The sequence below is a fragment of the Pseudoalteromonas sp. OF7H-1 genome, assembly GCF_022347825.1.
GTDB classification, from domain to species: domain Bacteria; phylum Pseudomonadota; class Gammaproteobacteria; order Enterobacterales; family Alteromonadaceae; genus Pseudoalteromonas; species Pseudoalteromonas maricaloris.
The window spans coordinates 448,948-465,540 of the sequence record NZ_JAKRFX010000001.1 but is presented as its reverse complement, the minus strand read 5'-3'; the positions used below and the strand labels follow the sequence as shown (position 1 = coordinate 465,540).

General features: G+C 43.4%; 15 protein-coding genes. 5 read left to right on the top strand and 10 right to left on the bottom strand.

Annotated features, from left to right (window positions below; all coding sequences use genetic code 11):
* Positions 1-33: 33 nt before the first annotated feature.
* Complete coding sequence (locus MHN30_RS02085; RefSeq protein WP_039496917.1) at positions 34-381, bottom strand: DUF805 domain-containing protein; 348 nt, start codon at positions 379-381, stop codon at positions 34-36.
* Positions 382-1,293: 912 nt separating this feature from the next.
* Entirely contained in the window at positions 1,294-1,926 is a 633-nt protein-coding gene (locus MHN30_RS02080) for an N-acetyltransferase (protein ID WP_017216204.1), read from the bottom strand.
* A gap of 276 nt (positions 1,927-2,202) precedes the next feature.
* On the opposite strand from MHN30_RS02080, the gene MHN30_RS02075 reads away from it, so the two are divergent.
* The 3 genes from MHN30_RS02075 to MHN30_RS02065 all read left to right on the top strand — a co-directional run bounded on the left by MHN30_RS02075 (position 2,203) and on the right by MHN30_RS02065 (position 3,535).
* Positions 2,203-2,430, top strand: a complete 228-nt coding sequence (locus MHN30_RS02075; RefSeq protein WP_010370914.1) for a DUF2789 domain-containing protein — start codon at positions 2,203-2,205, stop codon at positions 2,428-2,430.
* A 71-nt stretch (positions 2,431-2,501) separates the two neighbouring features.
* On the top strand, positions 2,502-2,762 hold the full coding sequence (locus tag MHN30_RS02070) for a hypothetical protein (RefSeq protein WP_239357694.1): 261 nt from the start codon (positions 2,502-2,504) through the stop codon (positions 2,760-2,762).
* Positions 2,762-3,535, top strand: coding sequence for a Zn-ribbon-containing protein (locus MHN30_RS02065; RefSeq protein WP_039496912.1), 774 nt, complete (start codon positions 2,762-2,764; stop codon positions 3,533-3,535). Before MHN30_RS02070 ends, MHN30_RS02065 begins: the two co-directional genes overlap by 1 nt.
* A gap of 28 nt (positions 3,536-3,563) precedes the next feature.
* On the opposite strand, the gene syd is transcribed toward MHN30_RS02065, so the two are convergent.
* Positions 3,564-4,115, bottom strand: a complete 552-nt coding sequence (syd, locus tag MHN30_RS02060; RefSeq protein WP_239357693.1) for a SecY-interacting protein — start codon at positions 4,113-4,115, stop codon at positions 3,564-3,566.
* Between the two features lie 127 nt (positions 4,116-4,242).
* On the opposite strand from syd, the gene queF reads away from it, so the two are divergent.
* Positions 4,243-5,088, top strand: coding sequence for an NADPH-dependent 7-cyano-7-deazaguanine reductase QueF (gene queF / locus MHN30_RS02055; RefSeq protein WP_239357692.1), 846 nt, complete (start codon positions 4,243-4,245; stop codon positions 5,086-5,088).
* 307 nt (positions 5,089-5,395) lie between these two features.
* On the opposite strand, the gene MHN30_RS02050 is transcribed toward queF, so the two are convergent.
* Genes MHN30_RS02050 through MHN30_RS02035 form a run of 4 tightly spaced genes read right to left on the bottom strand, consistent with a single transcriptional unit; the run spans position 5,396 to position 12,478 of the window.
* Positions 5,396-6,262, bottom strand: coding sequence for a peptidylprolyl isomerase (locus MHN30_RS02050; RefSeq protein ID WP_130163705.1), 867 nt, complete (start codon positions 6,260-6,262; stop codon positions 5,396-5,398).
* A 2-nt stretch (positions 6,263-6,264) separates the two neighbouring features.
* Positions 6,265-7,086 (bottom strand): transporter substrate-binding domain-containing protein, encoded by an 822-nt coding sequence (locus MHN30_RS02045; protein WP_130163704.1) that lies wholly within the window; start codon positions 7,084-7,086, stop codon positions 6,265-6,267.
* Positions 7,083-10,742: a translocation/assembly module TamB domain-containing protein gene (locus MHN30_RS02040; RefSeq protein ID WP_239357689.1), complete on the bottom strand. Its 3,660-nt coding sequence runs from the start codon at positions 10,740-10,742 to the stop codon at positions 7,083-7,085. The genes MHN30_RS02045 and MHN30_RS02040 overlap by 4 nt, the downstream gene beginning before the upstream one ends.
* Complete coding sequence (locus MHN30_RS02035; RefSeq protein ID WP_239357684.1) at positions 10,742-12,478, bottom strand: outer membrane protein assembly factor; 1,737 nt, start codon at positions 12,476-12,478, stop codon at positions 10,742-10,744. The genes MHN30_RS02040 and MHN30_RS02035 overlap by 1 nt, the downstream gene beginning before the upstream one ends.
* A gap of 239 nt (positions 12,479-12,717) precedes the next feature.
* On the opposite strand from MHN30_RS02035, the gene MHN30_RS02030 reads away from it, so the two are divergent.
* Positions 12,718-13,050 (top strand): ribonuclease E inhibitor RraB, encoded by a 333-nt coding sequence (locus MHN30_RS02030; protein WP_039496902.1) that lies wholly within the window; start codon positions 12,718-12,720, stop codon positions 13,048-13,050.
* A 35-nt stretch (positions 13,051-13,085) separates the two neighbouring features.
* Here MHN30_RS02030 and MHN30_RS02025 read toward each other — a convergent pair whose 3' ends face one another.
* The 3 genes from MHN30_RS02025 to pyrC form a co-directional block, all read right to left on the bottom strand.
* Positions 13,086-14,828 (bottom strand): DEAD/DEAH box helicase family protein, encoded by a 1,743-nt coding sequence (locus tag MHN30_RS02025; protein WP_239357682.1) that lies wholly within the window; start codon positions 14,826-14,828, stop codon positions 13,086-13,088.
* Between the two features lie 112 nt (positions 14,829-14,940).
* Entirely contained in the window at positions 14,941-15,246 is a 306-nt protein-coding gene (locus tag MHN30_RS02020) for an H-NS histone family protein (RefSeq protein WP_010370885.1), read from the bottom strand.
* Positions 15,247-15,414: 168 nt separating this feature from the next.
* Positions 15,415-16,452 (bottom strand): dihydroorotase, encoded by a 1,038-nt coding sequence (gene pyrC / locus MHN30_RS02015; protein ID WP_239357672.1) that lies wholly within the window; start codon positions 16,450-16,452, stop codon positions 15,415-15,417.
* Between the last annotated feature and the right edge of the window lie 141 nt (positions 16,453-16,593).

The following is a 16,593-nucleotide window of genomic DNA, read 5'->3' as shown; positions in this document are numbered from 1 at the left end:
AAGTGCCTACTCTGAATTTATAGTACGACTATTTTAAACATATCCTTTAACGCTTGGTCCGTAGTCGTTTTCACCAACCTCACTATCCATAGTGGTAAAATATATCATCACTAATAAACCGACAATAGGCACGAAGCTCACTAGCAGCCACCAGCCCGAGCGGCCAGTATCGTGAAGGCGACGAATAGATACGGCAACCGTCGGTACCAAAACCGTCAAATAATAGATACCTGTCAAAAACAGGGTTCCAAAAAGCCCGTCGACAATCCCAATTGCAAAGCCTATCAACGCATTTATCAAGATAAACATCCAATATTCTTTGCGTCTTGAACGTCCACTAAAATCGGAATATCTTTTTAATACTGTTAGATACCATTCCATTTCTTTTTCCTTAGCTATTGCGCCAACATCGTGCACTAAAAAATAAGACTAAAATGAGAGTGGAATAATCTAGCAATGAGATCGAAAGGTAATAATGAAACTGCAAGCGGAAAGTTTTGAAAACTTCAACTAAGTTAATAGGAAAATAAATATCAAATTTACAAACGCCACAAAAAACTAAGGCGCTAGCCTATCTGCTGCGCCTCAATCCTGACGATTATCCCAAGAGGTATCCAATCCCTCTGCTTTACAACCCAAAAGCAATCCGCCAATTCTTCTTCCCCTGAACGGGTATGTACTCCGACTTACCCGGCTCTCATCCTTGTGTCATCCATTAGCACTTCCAGTGCATCTCCATTTTAGCCCCCTTGGCCTCCACTTCGCTTCCCGCACTCCTACGCCATCTTGGCTCCGCTTCACATATTCCCTATGTGCTCCCTATACATTGTTACGTCCAGTGTAACCCATCCACTTCGCAACCATCCAGATTGCGCTCCTTCATCCTAGAGCCTTGCTCATCCCTATTTACTCTTCCTTGCTCCACTACGCTTCCCGCGCTCCTTGACACTCCATGTGTCTCCTTATCCCTAGTGAAGCTCCGCTTCACACTCGCTTCCTCGAGTTCCAGATCTTCCTTGCCCTATGCAATATATCCTTCTCTTGTTGTCAAATTCCTTATCCTTTGACGCTGAGCTCCTGCCCTTGTGTTTCCTTACATGATTAAGTTTACGGGGATCGAACATTTTTGTTAGATAGCTAGGAACAATCTTTTTGCTGTCATTTAAAAGAAAAGTAGAACAATTCATTTAAAAACAAAAAGATAAGCAAAAATAACACTACAAATTCGGTACTACAAAGCGCCTTAACCCACATTCTCGTAGGAGATATCTCACAGGGTAATTTCCATTGTTGCTATTTGCTCTTAAATAACAATGTGCCTTCTACAGAGCTAAACGCCATTTTTTGTAAAACTTGATAACCGTGACCCGCAAAAAACTGCGCGTGTTCTGGCTTAGTAATAAATACTGCCATCCCTTTCGTTTCTTCACTTTGTGCAATTAAATCATCCAGCGCGGTGAGTAAATAGTGACCATAGCCAAGCCCTTGAACATGTGGGTCAACGGCAATTAGGGATAAAAAGTGACACGGCTCCTGCGTTTGCAACGCTTGTCTAATCGACTTTTCTTTATCGATAAGCTGCTGCGTTTGCAAATATCCCGCACTCATCATGAGTCGTAATCGCCAATGCCACTGCCGATTTGCGTCCAATTCATCGCCATTTGCAATAACGCATGCTACCGCGACCAATCTATCTTGATGATATAACCCCACCATAGGCTGACCCGTTTGGCCAAATGCCGACAACTCTTCTCGTATTAAGGCTCTGAGTTTTTTTTCAAAAATTGCTTCTTGTTTTGCCTCCAATACCTGTTTGAGTAACGGATCATCATGGTAAGCCTGATACAACACACTCGCGGCTACATTGATATCTTCTGGATTTAAATATCTAACGATTAATTCATGTTGAGAAGTTTCTACTGACATCACGGTTCCTTATTGTTATTGCCCCAAGCTTCTGATAATCATGCCGAAATACTACTTAATATCAAAACCTCAGAATTTTTTCTGTGTACTTTAATAATGTACGACTACTCGCTTGTGATAGATATTGATACAAGTCACAATTTATTCAGTCGTGGACAGGTATATTTATCATCGCATTAGTCATTATGGTTTTTATCGATGATGACTTGCTAAAGGTTTTACAACCACCTTTACTATAGTTAGTGAGTAAAATTCAAGCAAACGAGGGAGAACGAAATGGATACTAGTCGCCACACTATGAGTACTTTATTTGCCCAACTAGGGCTCGACAACAATCCCAAGGCGATTGAAGGGTTTGTCAAACAACACCGCCTTCCTGACGATATGTTGTTAAGCCAAGCACCATTTTGGAATGAAGGACAGCGTCACTTTATTGAAGAATCACTGAAAGAGGACGCCGATTGGAGTGAAATCATTGACGAACTAGATGCAATGTTAAGATAGCTAAAGCAATCGCTCCTTGCGTAACTTGGTGCTATGATCCACTCCTATAATTAAGGCGTTTAGGAACCTCTATGCACCCTGCTGTTGCCAGAGCTATCAAAAAATTAGTCGATAGTGGAAAGACTCCAACCGTCGCGCTAACAAAAAGCAAATTAACTCAAAGCGTCGCAATGCCAGACGTCATCTCAGGCATTGCTGCGTACAAACAAGACCCTACCTGTATTGATCACTTTCAAGAGGTTGAAGAGGTCGTCAAAGCAAGTTCACAAAGCCAATTAGATAGAATTGAAGCTAAGCTTGATAACCTCATTGCCTTATTGGAGAAGTCGTAGTGTTTGTTGTCGACTTAACTTTTGATTGCTATGAGGAAACCACCTTAGATGCTGCCGAGCAGGCCATTAACCGTGTGGTCAACGCGCTTCGCTTTAATGGTCAAATCATTGGTGACGAATTTCCAACTGTACTTAAAGATGGCTATTTCGTCACTCGTGTGATGTGTCCAGAAGAAGACGCTTTACATCCATTAAACCATAGTCCTTTTGTGAAGTTTGCGATTGACCAGCTACAGCAATCAGGCTTGCTTGCACCTAAGGTCAAAGTTTTTGGGCAAGATATACATGCCAACAGCGCTGATGCCTGTCATGAACCGTCAAGCTACATTCTCTACACCACATACGTACACACTTGTAGTCCACTGTATTGTGGCGACGACTTTTTACCAGTGCCTTTATATAAAATCCCAGCTATTGCCAACGGTGATTATAAAGCACTGATCAAATGGAAAGAAGATTGGCAAGCCTGCGATCAAATACAGATCAATGGCGCGACTCGCTGCGAATTTGCTGCATTGGAAGAAATTTCCAGTACGAGTAGCGATTTGTTTAGACGTGGCATGGATTTGAGCAAACGTATTCGCTTTCTCACAAAAAAACCGGTTTACTATTATCTGTATCGTGTTGGCGGCGAAAACCTCGCCGCAGAAAAAGCAAGAAAATGCCCAAGCTGCCAGGGAGACTGGTTACTTGAAGAGCCTTGGTTCGGCCTTTTCGACTTTCGCTGCGAAACTTGCCAATTGGTCTCGAATATTTCGTGGGACTTTCAATAAGGAGCGCAAGCTCCTTGATATCAATTAGCTATATTGGGTAGTTGACTGTCAGTTTTTCCACAAACTCTGCGATAGAATCAGCCAAAACATGATGCTGCTTCTTACCGACAAACTCTAACCCAACTTGACCCGTAGCGATATCGACCGACACCAATAAGTCATCTGCTTCTGTTAAGCCAATAAACACGGTTTCAGGTTGTTTGAGCCTGCGCTTCATTAAAATATGGCCGGTGATATTTTGCTGCAAGCGCTCGAAGTCATCTTCGTTCCATACTTGCAGTAGCTCAATTTGCTTACCCTCTATGAATGCCACGATATTACCAGCGAAGAAGTCACCATACAGTCCGTTCAATCCGTCAGGAAATTGCGTTTCCAACGCTCTGGCTAAATCATTTAAATGTCCCGTTGGTGAGCGCTCTACCGCTAGCCATTTTATCTCGTTAAGCTTGTTCGGTTCACCCTGCTCACATGGGCTTGGCCAACTTTCATCATGCTCGGTACTCGGTAAATCTTTAAAGATCTGTTGATGATAATCTACATAGGCTTGATGCAAGCGCGCCATATTTACGGGCTGAGTCATATATAAAGCTCTCTTTATTTTTCTCACCTCGGGCTGAATACTTGTTTCGTTTAATTAAGCAAAATGCTATTAATCCCGAGGTAAACATTCGTTATAATGACCGCATTGTAACGAGATTTGAATTAACATGACAGACTACAGTAACTCGCCAGAGCTGCAATCTTCTGTGCTTGGTAAAACCACAGAATACGCCAGTGTTTATACTCCAAGCCTGCTGCACCCAATTGCACGTAAACTTAATCGTGACCAAATCAATGTTGATGAGTCCGCTTTACCATTCAAAGGTGAAGATACCTGGACAGGCTACGAACTGTCTTGGCTCAATAACAAAGGTAAACCTCAAGTTGCGGTTGCCACTTTTGTGTTTCCTTGCCAAAGCTCACATATCATTGAGTCAAAATCGTTCAAACTTTACTTGAATAGCTTTAACCAAAGTCGCTTTGATACGATGGAAACCGTACGCCAAATGCTAGCTGCGGATCTTTCCACGGCATCAAATAGCCAAGTTAGCGTGACATTATTTGGCGCAGACGAATTCGATTGTATTCCTTTCTCGCGCCTCCCAGGTGAGTGTATCGACGAGCTGGATATTGAAGTTGATAGCTACACACCAAATAGTGACTTACTACAACTTGCCTCTGAGGATGTGGTTGATGAGACGCTTCACAGCCACTTACTCAAGTCAAATTGCTTGATCACCTCACAGCCAGACTGGGCAAGCGTGGTGATAAGTTACCGTGGTAAGCAAATCGACCGAGAAGCGCTGCTTAAGTACCTGATCTCATTCCGTGACCACAACGAGTTCCATGAGCAATGTGTGGAACGCATTTACTGTGAGCTTTGGCGCACCTTTAACCCTGAAAAATTATCGGTTTATGCGCGCTATACTCGCCGCGGCGGGTTAGATATCAATCCATATCGTTCGAGTGAACAAGATCAAACTCCGTATAAGGTAAGAACTAACCGACAGTAAAACGTAAAAAAGCCATGTTCTCACATGGCTTGGCTTTTTATCACATCTAAGTATTGCTATTTAACCTGAGGTTTGGATAAGGAATGTTCCAACTCATTGTTGCTAAAGCAAAACTTAGTTTTTTCCTTGTCTCGCCAGAGAGTTTTAGGGAAAACACCGCTTCCGCGTCCTGCTCTCGCTAAGGTACCTACATCCTGTAGGCAAGGCGAATTTACGCACCAATAGCTGGCTATTGGAAGTGAATTCAACGCAGTTAGCGCTAAAACTAGCTGCTAGAAAGGCATTAATTATCCGCAGCTCAGGTTATTTATTCCCCTGTCGTGTCTTCCATTTCAACTGGGACGGGGACCGAACATATGTCGGTGTGATTTGGTGTATCAACAAACCAATCTCCCGCTCTATTTTTACGCGCAGCAATTAGCGACTCAAAAATCGGCGTATTTGTCTTTAGCCTTTTAAAAGAAGGTGCACCTTTTACATCAGCAAGTACCGTAACCCCTTTGATAACATTGAACGCTTGTCCCGCAACAGGTTTACGATCTAGGTGCTGAACATGCTCCATTCCCGATAATAACTGTCCAAACACGGTGGTGTTTTTGTCTAGGTATCGCTGCGGCGTCAACGTGATGTAAAACTCGGTACCACCACTATTAACATCGTTGATTCTGGCCATAGCAAACGAACCAACGCAGTGTGTCATCCAGGTTTTGGTTCCAGCTTCATTTTGTCCTACGGCAAAACCATTTAAAAATCCGGTACGTGGCGCGTAGCCGTCCACAGCATCTAGCGATGTGATCTTCAAGGTTGAATCCGAGTGATGATAAAACTCGGCGGCAATCGCCTTTTTTCCTTTTTGCGGCACTTTCTTGTCCAACATATCGCCGCCTTGGGCCACAAAGTTTTCCACAAACCGATACATACTCAAATTAGTGTAAAACCCCTCTCGCGCTAACGCTTTAATATTTGCCACATGATTAGGCGCAAGTTCAGGGTTAAGCGCGATATAGACCGGTCCTGTTTGTAATTCTATTTTAAGAATATTTTCAGGGTCCAGCTGCTGCCAGTCGCTGCTTTTGGCCTCAGCAACGACTTCCGATGGTGACTTTGTATAAGGTTTTGCTAAGACAGGGGATGTACTTATGGCAAGCGCAATAAGTAGTAAGGTTTTTTTCATTCTTATTTTCCTTGTTTATACCAATAAAATGGCACCTCCAACGGCGCACTGGGTGGCAGGTTTGGATTGTCTAATTCTATGACTGTTTTGTTTTTAAGATCTAGCTTTTCAAGACGAGCGGAAAAGTGTTTTAAGAATAACGCCTCAAATCGGCCATCTTGTAGTGCGCTTTTGAGGCCTTTCTCAATTTGGCTATGGAGCAACGGGTTGTCGTGAGAAACAAAAAAGTATACCGCCGAAGGGTAGTAAAACACCACGTGCTGATCTGCGACCAAGTCCGTGTCACTCAGTGCAGCTTCAATACTCACTAAATCGCTTGGCAACACATCAAAACGTTTTTTCAACAACATGTCGTAACCACTGTCTTCTTGTGAAAAAGAAGTCACACTGAGGCCATTACGCTCAAAAATCTGATGGTCTGGCCAATCTCTGCGTAAACCAAAAGTAACTCGGCGCAAGTCGCCAATATAGCGTACTCCACTCAGTAAGGCTTGATTATGTTTGTGCACTAAAGGAATGCGATAACCCAAAATCCCTTTCACTAGGGGAATGCGAATTGCGCTCGCGGCCTTTTCGCGCTGTGAGTTAGTCACTAACCAACTGACATCCAGCCCCCCTTTTTCTCCAAGTAAGCGCACCGCTCTGTCTTGAGAAGGAATACTTCTCACTGATACGAGCCTCGCTGACTCTACCTGGTATGACAAACTCAAAGTAAGCAGCTCTATAATGTACGGATCGGCACCTGCGCTGATTCTAATTTCCGTTGTTTCTTGTGCTTTGAGAGGAAATATCACAAAACCTAGAGCGAGCCAGAGCAGTTTCATTTGTCATCCCAATCAAACTTGTATAAGAAGTCTATACTGTTGTACAAACCGCTCGTGGCTTCAACATAAAACTTCGAAAAAACACGATAACGCAGCGCAATTTCATTGATAGACTCAAATACCCCAACCCGATAGCTGACCTGAACATTGGGGGTGATATAGCCAGACACCTCAACTTGTGTATCGTCACCACTGCCTTTTGCTGATAGGTTAACATCCGAAAGTCCAAGCGATTCCCCCGCCTTACTAAAGAATCCTTCACTGCGGTCAATTCCCTGTGAGAGTAAAAACTGTGTGAGTAGCGCGTTGTTAGAGGTTTCAGACTCCCCTAAAGGCTGACCGTTAAGTAGGTATGACAGTGCCTTGGCTTGGTCCATTGCTGGCTCTGAAAACACAGTCAAACGCGGCTTAGCAATATTGCCCGTGAGCTCAACACCGGCTATCACATCATTGGCGGTTGTCGCTGGATTTCGAATAGCTCGAATGTTCAAATAAGGTTTATCTAATGCACCATTGAAGCCAATTTGTCCTGTGCGGATCAACAAGTCTTGGCCAAATGCACGGTATTTCCCCTCTCGCAATTGCAACTCACCTGTTGCTAACATTGGCGACTCAACTTGCTTATCAATTTCGATTGCACCGGTAACAAAGCTATCTAGCCCAAGCGCCTTCACCCTAAAATTATCTTTAACGGTCAGTTTTAAATCTATTTCATGTTGAACTGGCACCGACATCTGCTTTTGCACCTTGGCATCAACAATGACTTCATCGTCGCTTGGCGAGGTGACTCCCTCAGGCAGAGATTCAATGTTTACTCGGCCAAACGGCACCACAACTTCTCCGAGTACACGCGCAATCTTATCTTTATAGGCAAGAGTTAAATCCGGGCTTGCGGTTAGTTCAATCTGCGAGTCTGGTTGCACATAAATATTTTCGCCCTTTATTTTGACTTCAGCAGAGAGCTCGGGCAACCAATAGGCTTCGCCGGTGAGTGCCACCTTGCCACCTTTAGCTGCAGTTAACTCAGCCTCTAGTTGAGCGGAAGTGGTATTAAAATCAAGATTGATATGACCTTTATCGATTTCAACAGGCAAAGAGTCAGAAGACATAAATAAGCGCTGAGCAGTTAGTTTACCGTTCACTTCAGGGGCTGCGAGGCTACCTGAGATATTTATATCCCCTAACACTTCCCCTTGCAGGTCAAAGCTTTGTTCCGTTACTCGGTTTAGTAGCGCTGACAACTTAGCCAGCTCAATTGACTCTATTTTTACATTACCAGCTAATTGGGGAGAGTGTTTATCTAGCGGCACACGCGTATCGCCACTGAACTTACCTAAGGTATCGGAGGTCATGCGCCAATCAGCGTGGATTTGCTTGTTATTGGTTTTTAATAACGCTTTAAATTCAGAAATTGAAAATGTTTGCCCATGAGTCGTAATGCCGGCATCAACAATGCTCAGCTCGCCATCGGCTCGCGTTACTTGGCCGTTTTGCCACGCAAGTTTAGCCATGGCCTGGGTTTCACCGGTTACTTTGAGCTCTGCTGGCAACCAAGTTTGTAGTTTAGCCAGTGCCAACTTTTCCAGTTTAACATCGGCTTGCCCTTGTGTGCCTTTTTGCTCGGCTGCAAAACACAAATCAGTATCATCCATCTGCCAACACTGCTTTGCAATGCGCTGGCTGACATCACTGATCACGATTGCGGCAGGATTTTGCAATGCAATTGTTTGCCCTTGAGAAGTTACCTCACCAGACGACAATTCTCCCTGCCAAGTTGACTGCTGCATCTTGCCATTGACTTCAAAGCTTGCAACCACTCGCTTATCACGAATATCCAATGTCGCGTTATGTTGCTGCTGGTTGCCTTTCACAGCTAAACGAATGTCTTCAACCATTTCAGAGTCAACAATCAAACGGTCTAGTGCCAGTTTAATTTGCCCAGTCACTTCATTGGCAATATCAACCGTGCCTTTCGTCGTTAAGCCATGTAGTGCTATATTCTGGTAACGCACAGAGTCAAACTTAATATCGGTCTGAATACTCGGCTTAAGGTGGTCGCCCTGAATAAAGATTTCACCACTGCCCTTTAAGTCGGCTGGAATAAGCGTATTTGCCGCCTGCTCAAACTGAAAGTCAATATCGAGATCTAACTGCTGACCAAGCTCACCGCTTACCGTCAGGCTATTTTTGCCATAATTCAGGCGTGCATGGCTAAACTCACCTAGTAGGCTCTCATCCACAACGACCTTAACATCCGCATCAAGCGGGGTCCCCGCTACTTTACCATCGAGCTTAAAGCGCTCAACATTAACCTGCCACTGCTCACCTCGACTGATAAAATCAAGCGCGAATTGCCCTGCCAGCATATCGTTTTCCGTCAGGCCTGCATCGTATTGTACTAGCCCTAGCAATCTATCGACTGGTAGCTGAGAAAAGTCCCCGCTCACTTTACCCTTCAGCCCTTGCGACCAGTTCACTTGTCCTGCTATTTGCGCTTGCGCCTTTTCTAGCTGAAACTTTGCTTTAGCTAATGTAAACGCTTGTAGTCCACCTAGCCCTTCAAGTGTCGCGGTAACATCACCAAACTGCACAGTATTAACAGCGAATGAGCCTGACAAATGGTATTTTGAGGCATCCCCGCTCAAGCCGAGTGTCGCACCTTTTAAAGTCGTGGGCTCTGAAGGAATAACTAATTTATCTATTTGACCCTGTAAATCAAAAGGCCAGTTTATCGCTGTCAAATCCGCATGGGCTTGCAGTTTTGCAAACGCCATTCCCTCGGTATTCAAAGTAAGCGTAAGATCGTGAGGGCGACCCGCCAGTGTTAAACTGGCTAACCCCTGTGGCGCACTCAAGGTTGACCTAAGATCAATCGTCCAGTCGTTAAGCAAGACTTCTGCCGCTGCTGATATAAACCATTCTTGATAGTTAAGCTGAACCTGCTCCACGTCCACATTTTCATCCACTACAACTTGAGAAAGCTTGATATTCTCAAGCGTCTGCTCATCTATCGCGAGGTTGTTAATCTTTAACTCGCCGAGCTCAGCGGTTAGCGGCAGGTCTATCTTAGGTAGTTGGAGTGGCGCTAATGCATTAAGTGGTGCTGGCGATTTTGCCGGCACTGGCTGAACGGTTGCCTTTGTGGTCAACTTTACGCTGTCTAACAGCAAAAATGGGATATTAAAATGTGAGCCAGAACCTGAAAGCTGCGTGTCTAAGCCTTGCAATTGCACTGTAATATCCGGCGTTTCCAACGAAAATTGCTGAACTTGTGCACGTTTTATTGCAATTGGCAGTGGTAACTCAACTTGGCTACTTTCCGTAGTTTCCGCTTCGCTGACACTTTTCTGCTTTTGTACAATCGCTATCTCTTTTGCGTCTAGCGCAATGCAAACGCTGGCACAGGTCAACCACTCAACAGTGACTTTGGTGTCTCTAAGGCGAATATCGATATCATCATTGTGATAACGCAACGTAAGATTGGCGCCAGATAATAAGCGCTTGTCTAAGCCATCGATTTCTAACCCTGAAACCGTTTTATTCGCTACCCAAACCAGCAACTGTTGCCCCGGCAAGGTAAAACATAAACAAACCAAAAGTAAAAATAGGCTAATAATGGCAGTAATGATTTTTATTCTTAAGCTTCTGAACTGCATTAGATTTCAGGTCCTATAACAATACTGAGACGGGTGCTTTTACTTTCTTTGGTCAACCCCCAAGCATGATCGAGCCGGATTGGACCAACGGGGGTTAAATAACGAAATCCAAACCCGGCTCCAACTTCCCAAGCGTCTGAGAAATCGTTCGTTGCAGTACCCGCATCAACAAACAAAGCTGCTCGCCAACTTGGGTGGAATTGATAGTTATATTCCACTGTGCCAGTGGCTAAATATCTGCCGCCAAGTATGCGCCCTTCGTCATCGCGAGGACCGATAGATTCATAGGCAAAACCACGGATACTTTGATCTCCCCCAGCAAGGAAACGATGGGTAAACGGAATTTGGTCAATATCCTTTGTCACGATCGCCCCTAAGTCTAAGCGACCAAAAAACAAGTGCTTGGTTTCAAAGCTTCTTAGCCATTCATTGTTCCATCTCACTTTCAACATATTTGCAGACGATAGTACAGAATCTGCTGCGGCTTCAATGGAGATCAGGCGCTCATTACCCCAATACGGTAGCGCGCCACCTTTACTTTCTTTCTTTAAGTAGCTAATGCCAGGGATCAACATTTCCGTGCGCTGTTTTTCGCCCAGCTGTTCCGTGGTTTCGTGTTCACGTTTCAAAAACGCCGTTCTCACCCACTCGTCATCCGTTAGCCATTGTCGCTGTACCTGTACGTTCCAAATCCGACTGTTGATCCCTTCCGTTACTTCATCCTGCACCTTATAACCGCCTAACACACGCCACAAATCGTCGTTAGGATTGTCTACTGGAATGGTATAACTGGCAGTGATATCTTGTTGCTTTTGCGACAGCCTCAGATTGGACTCAAAGGAATGGCCATCCTCGGTGATCCAAGGTTTAGTCCACTTAAAACGGGTTTTTGCACCCACATCATCACTGTAGCCAGCACCCACTTCAAAGCTATTTGCGGGTTTGTCTTCAACACTCACTCGAACTGGGATCTGATCGCTCGTCCGGTCCTTTAACAGCGGATAAACCTTTATTGCACTAAAATAAGGAGTGGCATTTAAAGACAGATTAAAATCGGACAAAAGGCTCGCTTCAAACGGCTGCCCTTTCGAAAATGGGCTTAGCGAACGTATATAGTTAGCCGCTTTGGTGTTTCCCTCTATAGCAAGGTCGCCAAATTGATAACGTTTACCAGTGTTGAGCAGCAGTCGCACGCCAGCATAGCGATTCGCTTTGTGAACAAGCAATTTGGACTCTTGCCATTGATAATCAAAATATCCAAGTTCTAGTAGCTCGCTTTCAAAGCGACTTTTCGTTGCCTGATAATCACTATGATTGACTTGCTTGCCAACTTGGATCGGCACATCTTTGATAAGCGAAACTAAATCCGCATTGTCCCTACCCGCACCCACAAGCTCAATATTAATATCTTTCCATTTCAGAGGTGCTTCAAGTTTGACTTCGGCTATGACGTTTTGCCCTTCTCCACTGAGTTGAATATCAAAATGATAATAGCCTAAAGCATGCAAAGCGCGACGTATGTCCGCACGCACCTCTTTCATCACCCGAGGGACTTTTGGCTTACCTTTGTAAGATTTTAAAAAACCAGTGATGTTGTCTTCTACATCGCCGTTTTCGACTTTGACTTCAATGTTGGAGATTTTTACTGATGCAGGACGAGACTCAGCACCTGCGTTAAACGAGGAAAAGCAGCACAAAAAAAGCGCTAGTGTTAAACAAGAGAAATACGGCTTCATTAAAATAAAACGACCTAAATATCGCGACTTATGGGCATCGATAACGCCATTGTGCTTGTGAAAATTGATACTGTAAAACGACTTTTCAGAGAAAGTGCAATTTTACTGAGCTTAAGCTGAACATAGGGTGTATTTTGTTGTAACGCAGTGGGTTTTATCGCACATTTATTTACATTCATCCTTTTTATTTTCTTGCAGATGACGGACAATAGCAGCAATTGAACCTGCAGAGTGAAATTATGCAATTCCCAAATGATGATAACGGTGAGCTTCTAGCTGAGATTGCCGCTGCTGGCGTTGATCTGACGCAAATGCAGAATATCGATTTTTATATTCTTTTCGAGCAAGCTGATGATGCTAAGCGTTTCATTGGCGCGATTGAGAAAGACGAATTAGCACCGAAAACCCAGTTACAACAATGTCCTGACACAGGCGTTTGGGAAGTGATCACCACGGTGACTATGGTCCCGATGCACGAGCTACTGAGTCAGACTGAGCAATACCTAGAAAGCATAGCCAATGGTTATGAAGGATATGGTGATGGCTGGGGCTTAATGGCCTCGGAAGAATAAACCGCCACAGAAAATCCGATTTTTATACAGAAAGGCTAACTTTTGTCAGCCTTTCTGTAGCTACCTTGATAATCAAACAACTTTTCAGAAACCTGCCAACCAAACTTCTTGTGTAATTTAGCAATCACGAAATCCGGTGCAATCAAATCAGTATCTATCACTTCTTCAGCTGACTGCCATTTTGCAGGTGCCGACGTAGATTTTCGCCGCTTTGCAAATTGCTGGTGGAATATAAATAGACTCTTTTGATTAGAAAAGTCATAGACTTCACTACAACTTGCCCCATCCTCATCAAAGTAAGTAATTTTTAATTTATTGCCACTGAGCACTTCGCCACAGAGTCCGCTGCAGCGTAGCACCATTGCATGTTTTAAATTCAGTGCTGCACGCAACTTATCATCTGGGTCTGCCATTATTCCGCCGCACTGATGGCATTGCCTTGCAGCAATATCATTTTCCGCACCGCATTGCTCACACTCTTTAAACTTAAAACGATAATCACATTGCTGTGAGTGACCTTCATCGTCTTCAAGCAATCCCTGACAGCGCCTACCAAAATGCTCAATAAGCTTGCCTTGCTCGTCTACCTTGCCCCAGAAAATATTGGCAAAGCCACAACCTGGACACAACACCTGTACGGGCTCATTGTCTGAATTTGGCTTTTTACTTCCTACTTCAGGTGCAAATAAGTCAAAATCATTGCCTGCATAATCAATGACAAAGCAATCTTCTTTGTTTTCGTCTAACCTAAGTCCTCTGCCTACAATCTGCTGATAGAGGCTCACGGACTCCGTGGGTCTCAAGATAGCGATAACATCAACATGGGGCGCGTCAAACCCGGTAGTCAGCACAGAAACATTCACTAAATACTTAATTTCTCTATTTTTGAACTGGACGATAAGTGCATCTCTCTCGGCAGATTTGGTTTCACCCGTGATAAGCGCACTATATTGCTTAGGTAAATAGCCGAGAATTTCTTTCGCATGCATAACCGTCGCGGCAAAAATCATTACTCCCGCCCTATTTTCACTGAGCGCCAGTAAATGAGTGATAATGCTCTTTGTTGCACGAGTTTGTGCTTGTAATAATGTATTCATATCAGATTCTGAATAACGTCCAAATGAATCTGTACTTAAACTAGAAAAATCATAATTCTCAACGGCAGGATCAATTTTATTAGGCGGCGTCAGATACGAATTTTTTATCATATATCTAAGTGGTAATTCGTAAATACACTTCTTAAATGGTGAATCAGCTTTTCCTCTAACAAAACCGTGGTAATGCTTATGATATATCCACCCCATCCCCAAACGATAAGGTGTTGCTGTTAAGCCTAGTAACTTTAGTTCAGGATTAAACTGAGCCAGCTGGTTTAAAATTTGCTGATACTGACTATTATCTTCCCCACTCACTCGGTGACATTCGTCAATGATAACTAATGAGTAAAATTGATTGAGTTGTGATAAGTTTCGAGACAATGATTGCACACTGGCAAAAGTCACCTGGTGCTGTAACGACTTTTCTTTTAATCCAGCAGAAAAAATACTCGCTTGTAATCCATAGCTTTTATATTTTTGTGCATTTTGCTCTACCAGCTCTTTAACATGAGTCAATACTAATATTTTGTGCTTCGCAAGCCGTGCAAGCTCCGCAATCACGAGACTCTTTCCGGCGCCTGTAGGTAACACAATGACAGCTGACTCGCTTGATTTGCGAAAGTGATTCAGCGTATTTTGTACCGCTTCTTGTTGGTAAGGTCTTAAAACGTAAATAAGCACCTCAGGATATAAATAATTAAGTCAAAAAAGGCGTATCCATAAGATACGCCTTTTATTTAGGCTATTTTAAAAAAGCTGTTCAATACCGAACAACTTTCATAATAAAGTCTTGTTAGATTAGATAATCATCTAGGTTAACACCTTGGAATACTTTAGGTGTTTTACCACGGCCAGTCCACTCAATTACTTCACCGTCTTTTTCAATACGGTATTTTGCTTTTACTTTAGAACGACGGTCAGCTGGCGTAGTGCCTACTAAATCATCAAGCGTAAGTCCTTTTTCTTTCAGCATAGCCAATACTTCTTCTTTAGCCTGCTGCTGTTCCTTTTGCTCGTCCAGTGCTTTTTGAATAAGCTCTAACGCTTTTTCCAAATCACCGTAGCTCGCATTTTTAATAAAAGACTTGATCTCACGCATTGATACTCTCTCAATTAAGCTTAGTTTTAATATTTATATTGAATACTATATTAAAATTAATAAAAAACAAATTGTATTCTATGAATTTTAGTTTTGTTACTAAAAAAGCGCCATAATGGCGCTTTTTTAGTTAGAATTAAGAAGATTTAATTACATTTTGTTTAAATCTTATTCAACTTTCCAATCAATTGTCGACCCAGCTTTAATTGGCACAACCGTCCCTTCACCTAATTTGTATGTATCAGGCACTTGCCAAGGAGACTTAGTCAGCGTAATGGTATCCGTATTGCGCGGTAAGTCATAAAAGTCCGGACCAAAGTAACTCGCAAAACCTTCTAACTTATCAAGTGCATTAGCATCTTCAAATGCCTCTGCATATAGCTCAATTGCGGCATGTGCAGTGTATGCACCGGCACAGCCACATGCAGCTTCTTTTTTATCTTTCGCATGAGGGGCTGAGTCTGTGCCCAAGAAGAATTTTTTACTTCCGCTTGTCGCCGCTTCAATTAACGCCTGTTGATGCGTATTCCGCTTTAAGATAGGTAAGCAATAATAGTGAGGACGAATGCCACCAGCCAACATATGATTACGGTTATAAAGCAAATGATGAGCTGTGATAGTTGCAGCAACGTTGTCAGGCGCTTGATTAACAAAATCAACTGCGTCTTTTGTTGTGATATGTTCAAGTACAATTTTTAACGTTGGGAAGTTATCAACGACTTTGGCTAGTTTCGTCTCAAGGAATACTTTTTCTCTATCAAAGATATCAATAGAAGAGTCCGTCACTTCACCATGCACGAGTAGCAACATGCCAACTTCTTGCATCGCTTCGAGCGCTGGATATACATTTTCAATATCCGTTACACCCGATGCTGAGTTTGTCGTTGCACCGGCTGGATATAATTTAGCAGCAACAATATGACCAGTTGCTTTCGCTTTTTTGATTTCTTCAGGAGTCGTGTTATCGGTAAGATATAACACCATTAGAGGCTGAAAGTTACCTTGAGGATTAGCGGCCATAATGCGGTCACGATAAGCCAAAGCAGTCTCTGTACAAGTTGCTGGTGGTACAAGGTTTGGCATGATAATCGCGCGGCCCATGTAGCGACTAATATCTCTTACCGTGTCGACCAAGACATCACCATCACGTAGGTGCACATGCCAATCATCTGGTCGTGTAATCGTTAGCGTTTGTTTGCTCGTCATTGCTCTCTTCCACTGCTGAATTTGCCCGATCATAGGCTGCACATGGGTGTTAGTAAAGTTTTTCAGGCCAACCGCAGATTATTTCATTTTGTAAGTTTACTTTTAGCTCGTTTTCATTTTTCACAATATTGGTAAATATGT

What these genes read in the sequence shown, in the direction of transcription:
- MHN30_RS02085 (WP_039496917.1), bottom strand. Translation starts at nt 381, where the DNA reads ATGGAATGGTATCTAACAGTATTAAAAAGATATTCCGATTTTAGTGGA.
- MHN30_RS02080 (WP_017216204.1), bottom strand. Translation starts at nt 1,926, where the DNA reads ATGTCAGTAGAAACTTCTCAACATGAATTAATCGTTAGATATTTAAAT.
- MHN30_RS02075 (WP_010370914.1), top strand. Translation starts at nt 2,203, where the DNA reads ATGGATACTAGTCGCCACACTATGAGTACTTTATTTGCCCAACTAGGG.
- MHN30_RS02070 (WP_239357694.1), top strand. Translation starts at nt 2,502, where the DNA reads ATGCACCCTGCTGTTGCCAGAGCTATCAAAAAATTAGTCGATAGTGGA.
- syd (WP_239357693.1), bottom strand. Translation starts at nt 4,115, where the DNA reads ATGACTCAGCCCGTAAATATGGCGCGCTTGCATCAAGCCTATGTAGAT.
- queF (WP_239357692.1), top strand. Translation starts at nt 4,243, where the DNA reads ATGACAGACTACAGTAACTCGCCAGAGCTGCAATCTTCTGTGCTTGGT.
- MHN30_RS02050 (WP_130163705.1), bottom strand. Translation starts at nt 6,262, where the DNA reads ATGAAAAAAACCTTACTACTTATTGCGCTTGCCATAAGTACATCCCCT.
- MHN30_RS02045 (WP_130163704.1), bottom strand. Translation starts at nt 7,086, where the DNA reads ATGAAACTGCTCTGGCTCGCTCTAGGTTTTGTGATATTTCCTCTCAAA.
- MHN30_RS02040 (WP_239357689.1), bottom strand. Translation starts at nt 10,742, where the DNA reads ATGCAGTTCAGAAGCTTAAGAATAAAAATCATTACTGCCATTATTAGC.
- MHN30_RS02035 (WP_239357684.1), bottom strand. Translation starts at nt 12,478, where the DNA reads ATGAAGCCGTATTTCTCTTGTTTAACACTAGCGCTTTTTTTGTGCTGC.
- MHN30_RS02030 (WP_039496902.1), top strand. Translation starts at nt 12,718, where the DNA reads ATGCAATTCCCAAATGATGATAACGGTGAGCTTCTAGCTGAGATTGCC.
- MHN30_RS02020 (WP_010370885.1), bottom strand. Translation starts at nt 15,246, where the DNA reads ATGCGTGAGATCAAGTCTTTTATTAAAAATGCGAGCTACGGTGATTTG.
- pyrC (WP_239357672.1), bottom strand. Translation starts at nt 16,452, where the DNA reads ATGACGAGCAAACAAACGCTAACGATTACACGACCAGATGATTGGCAT.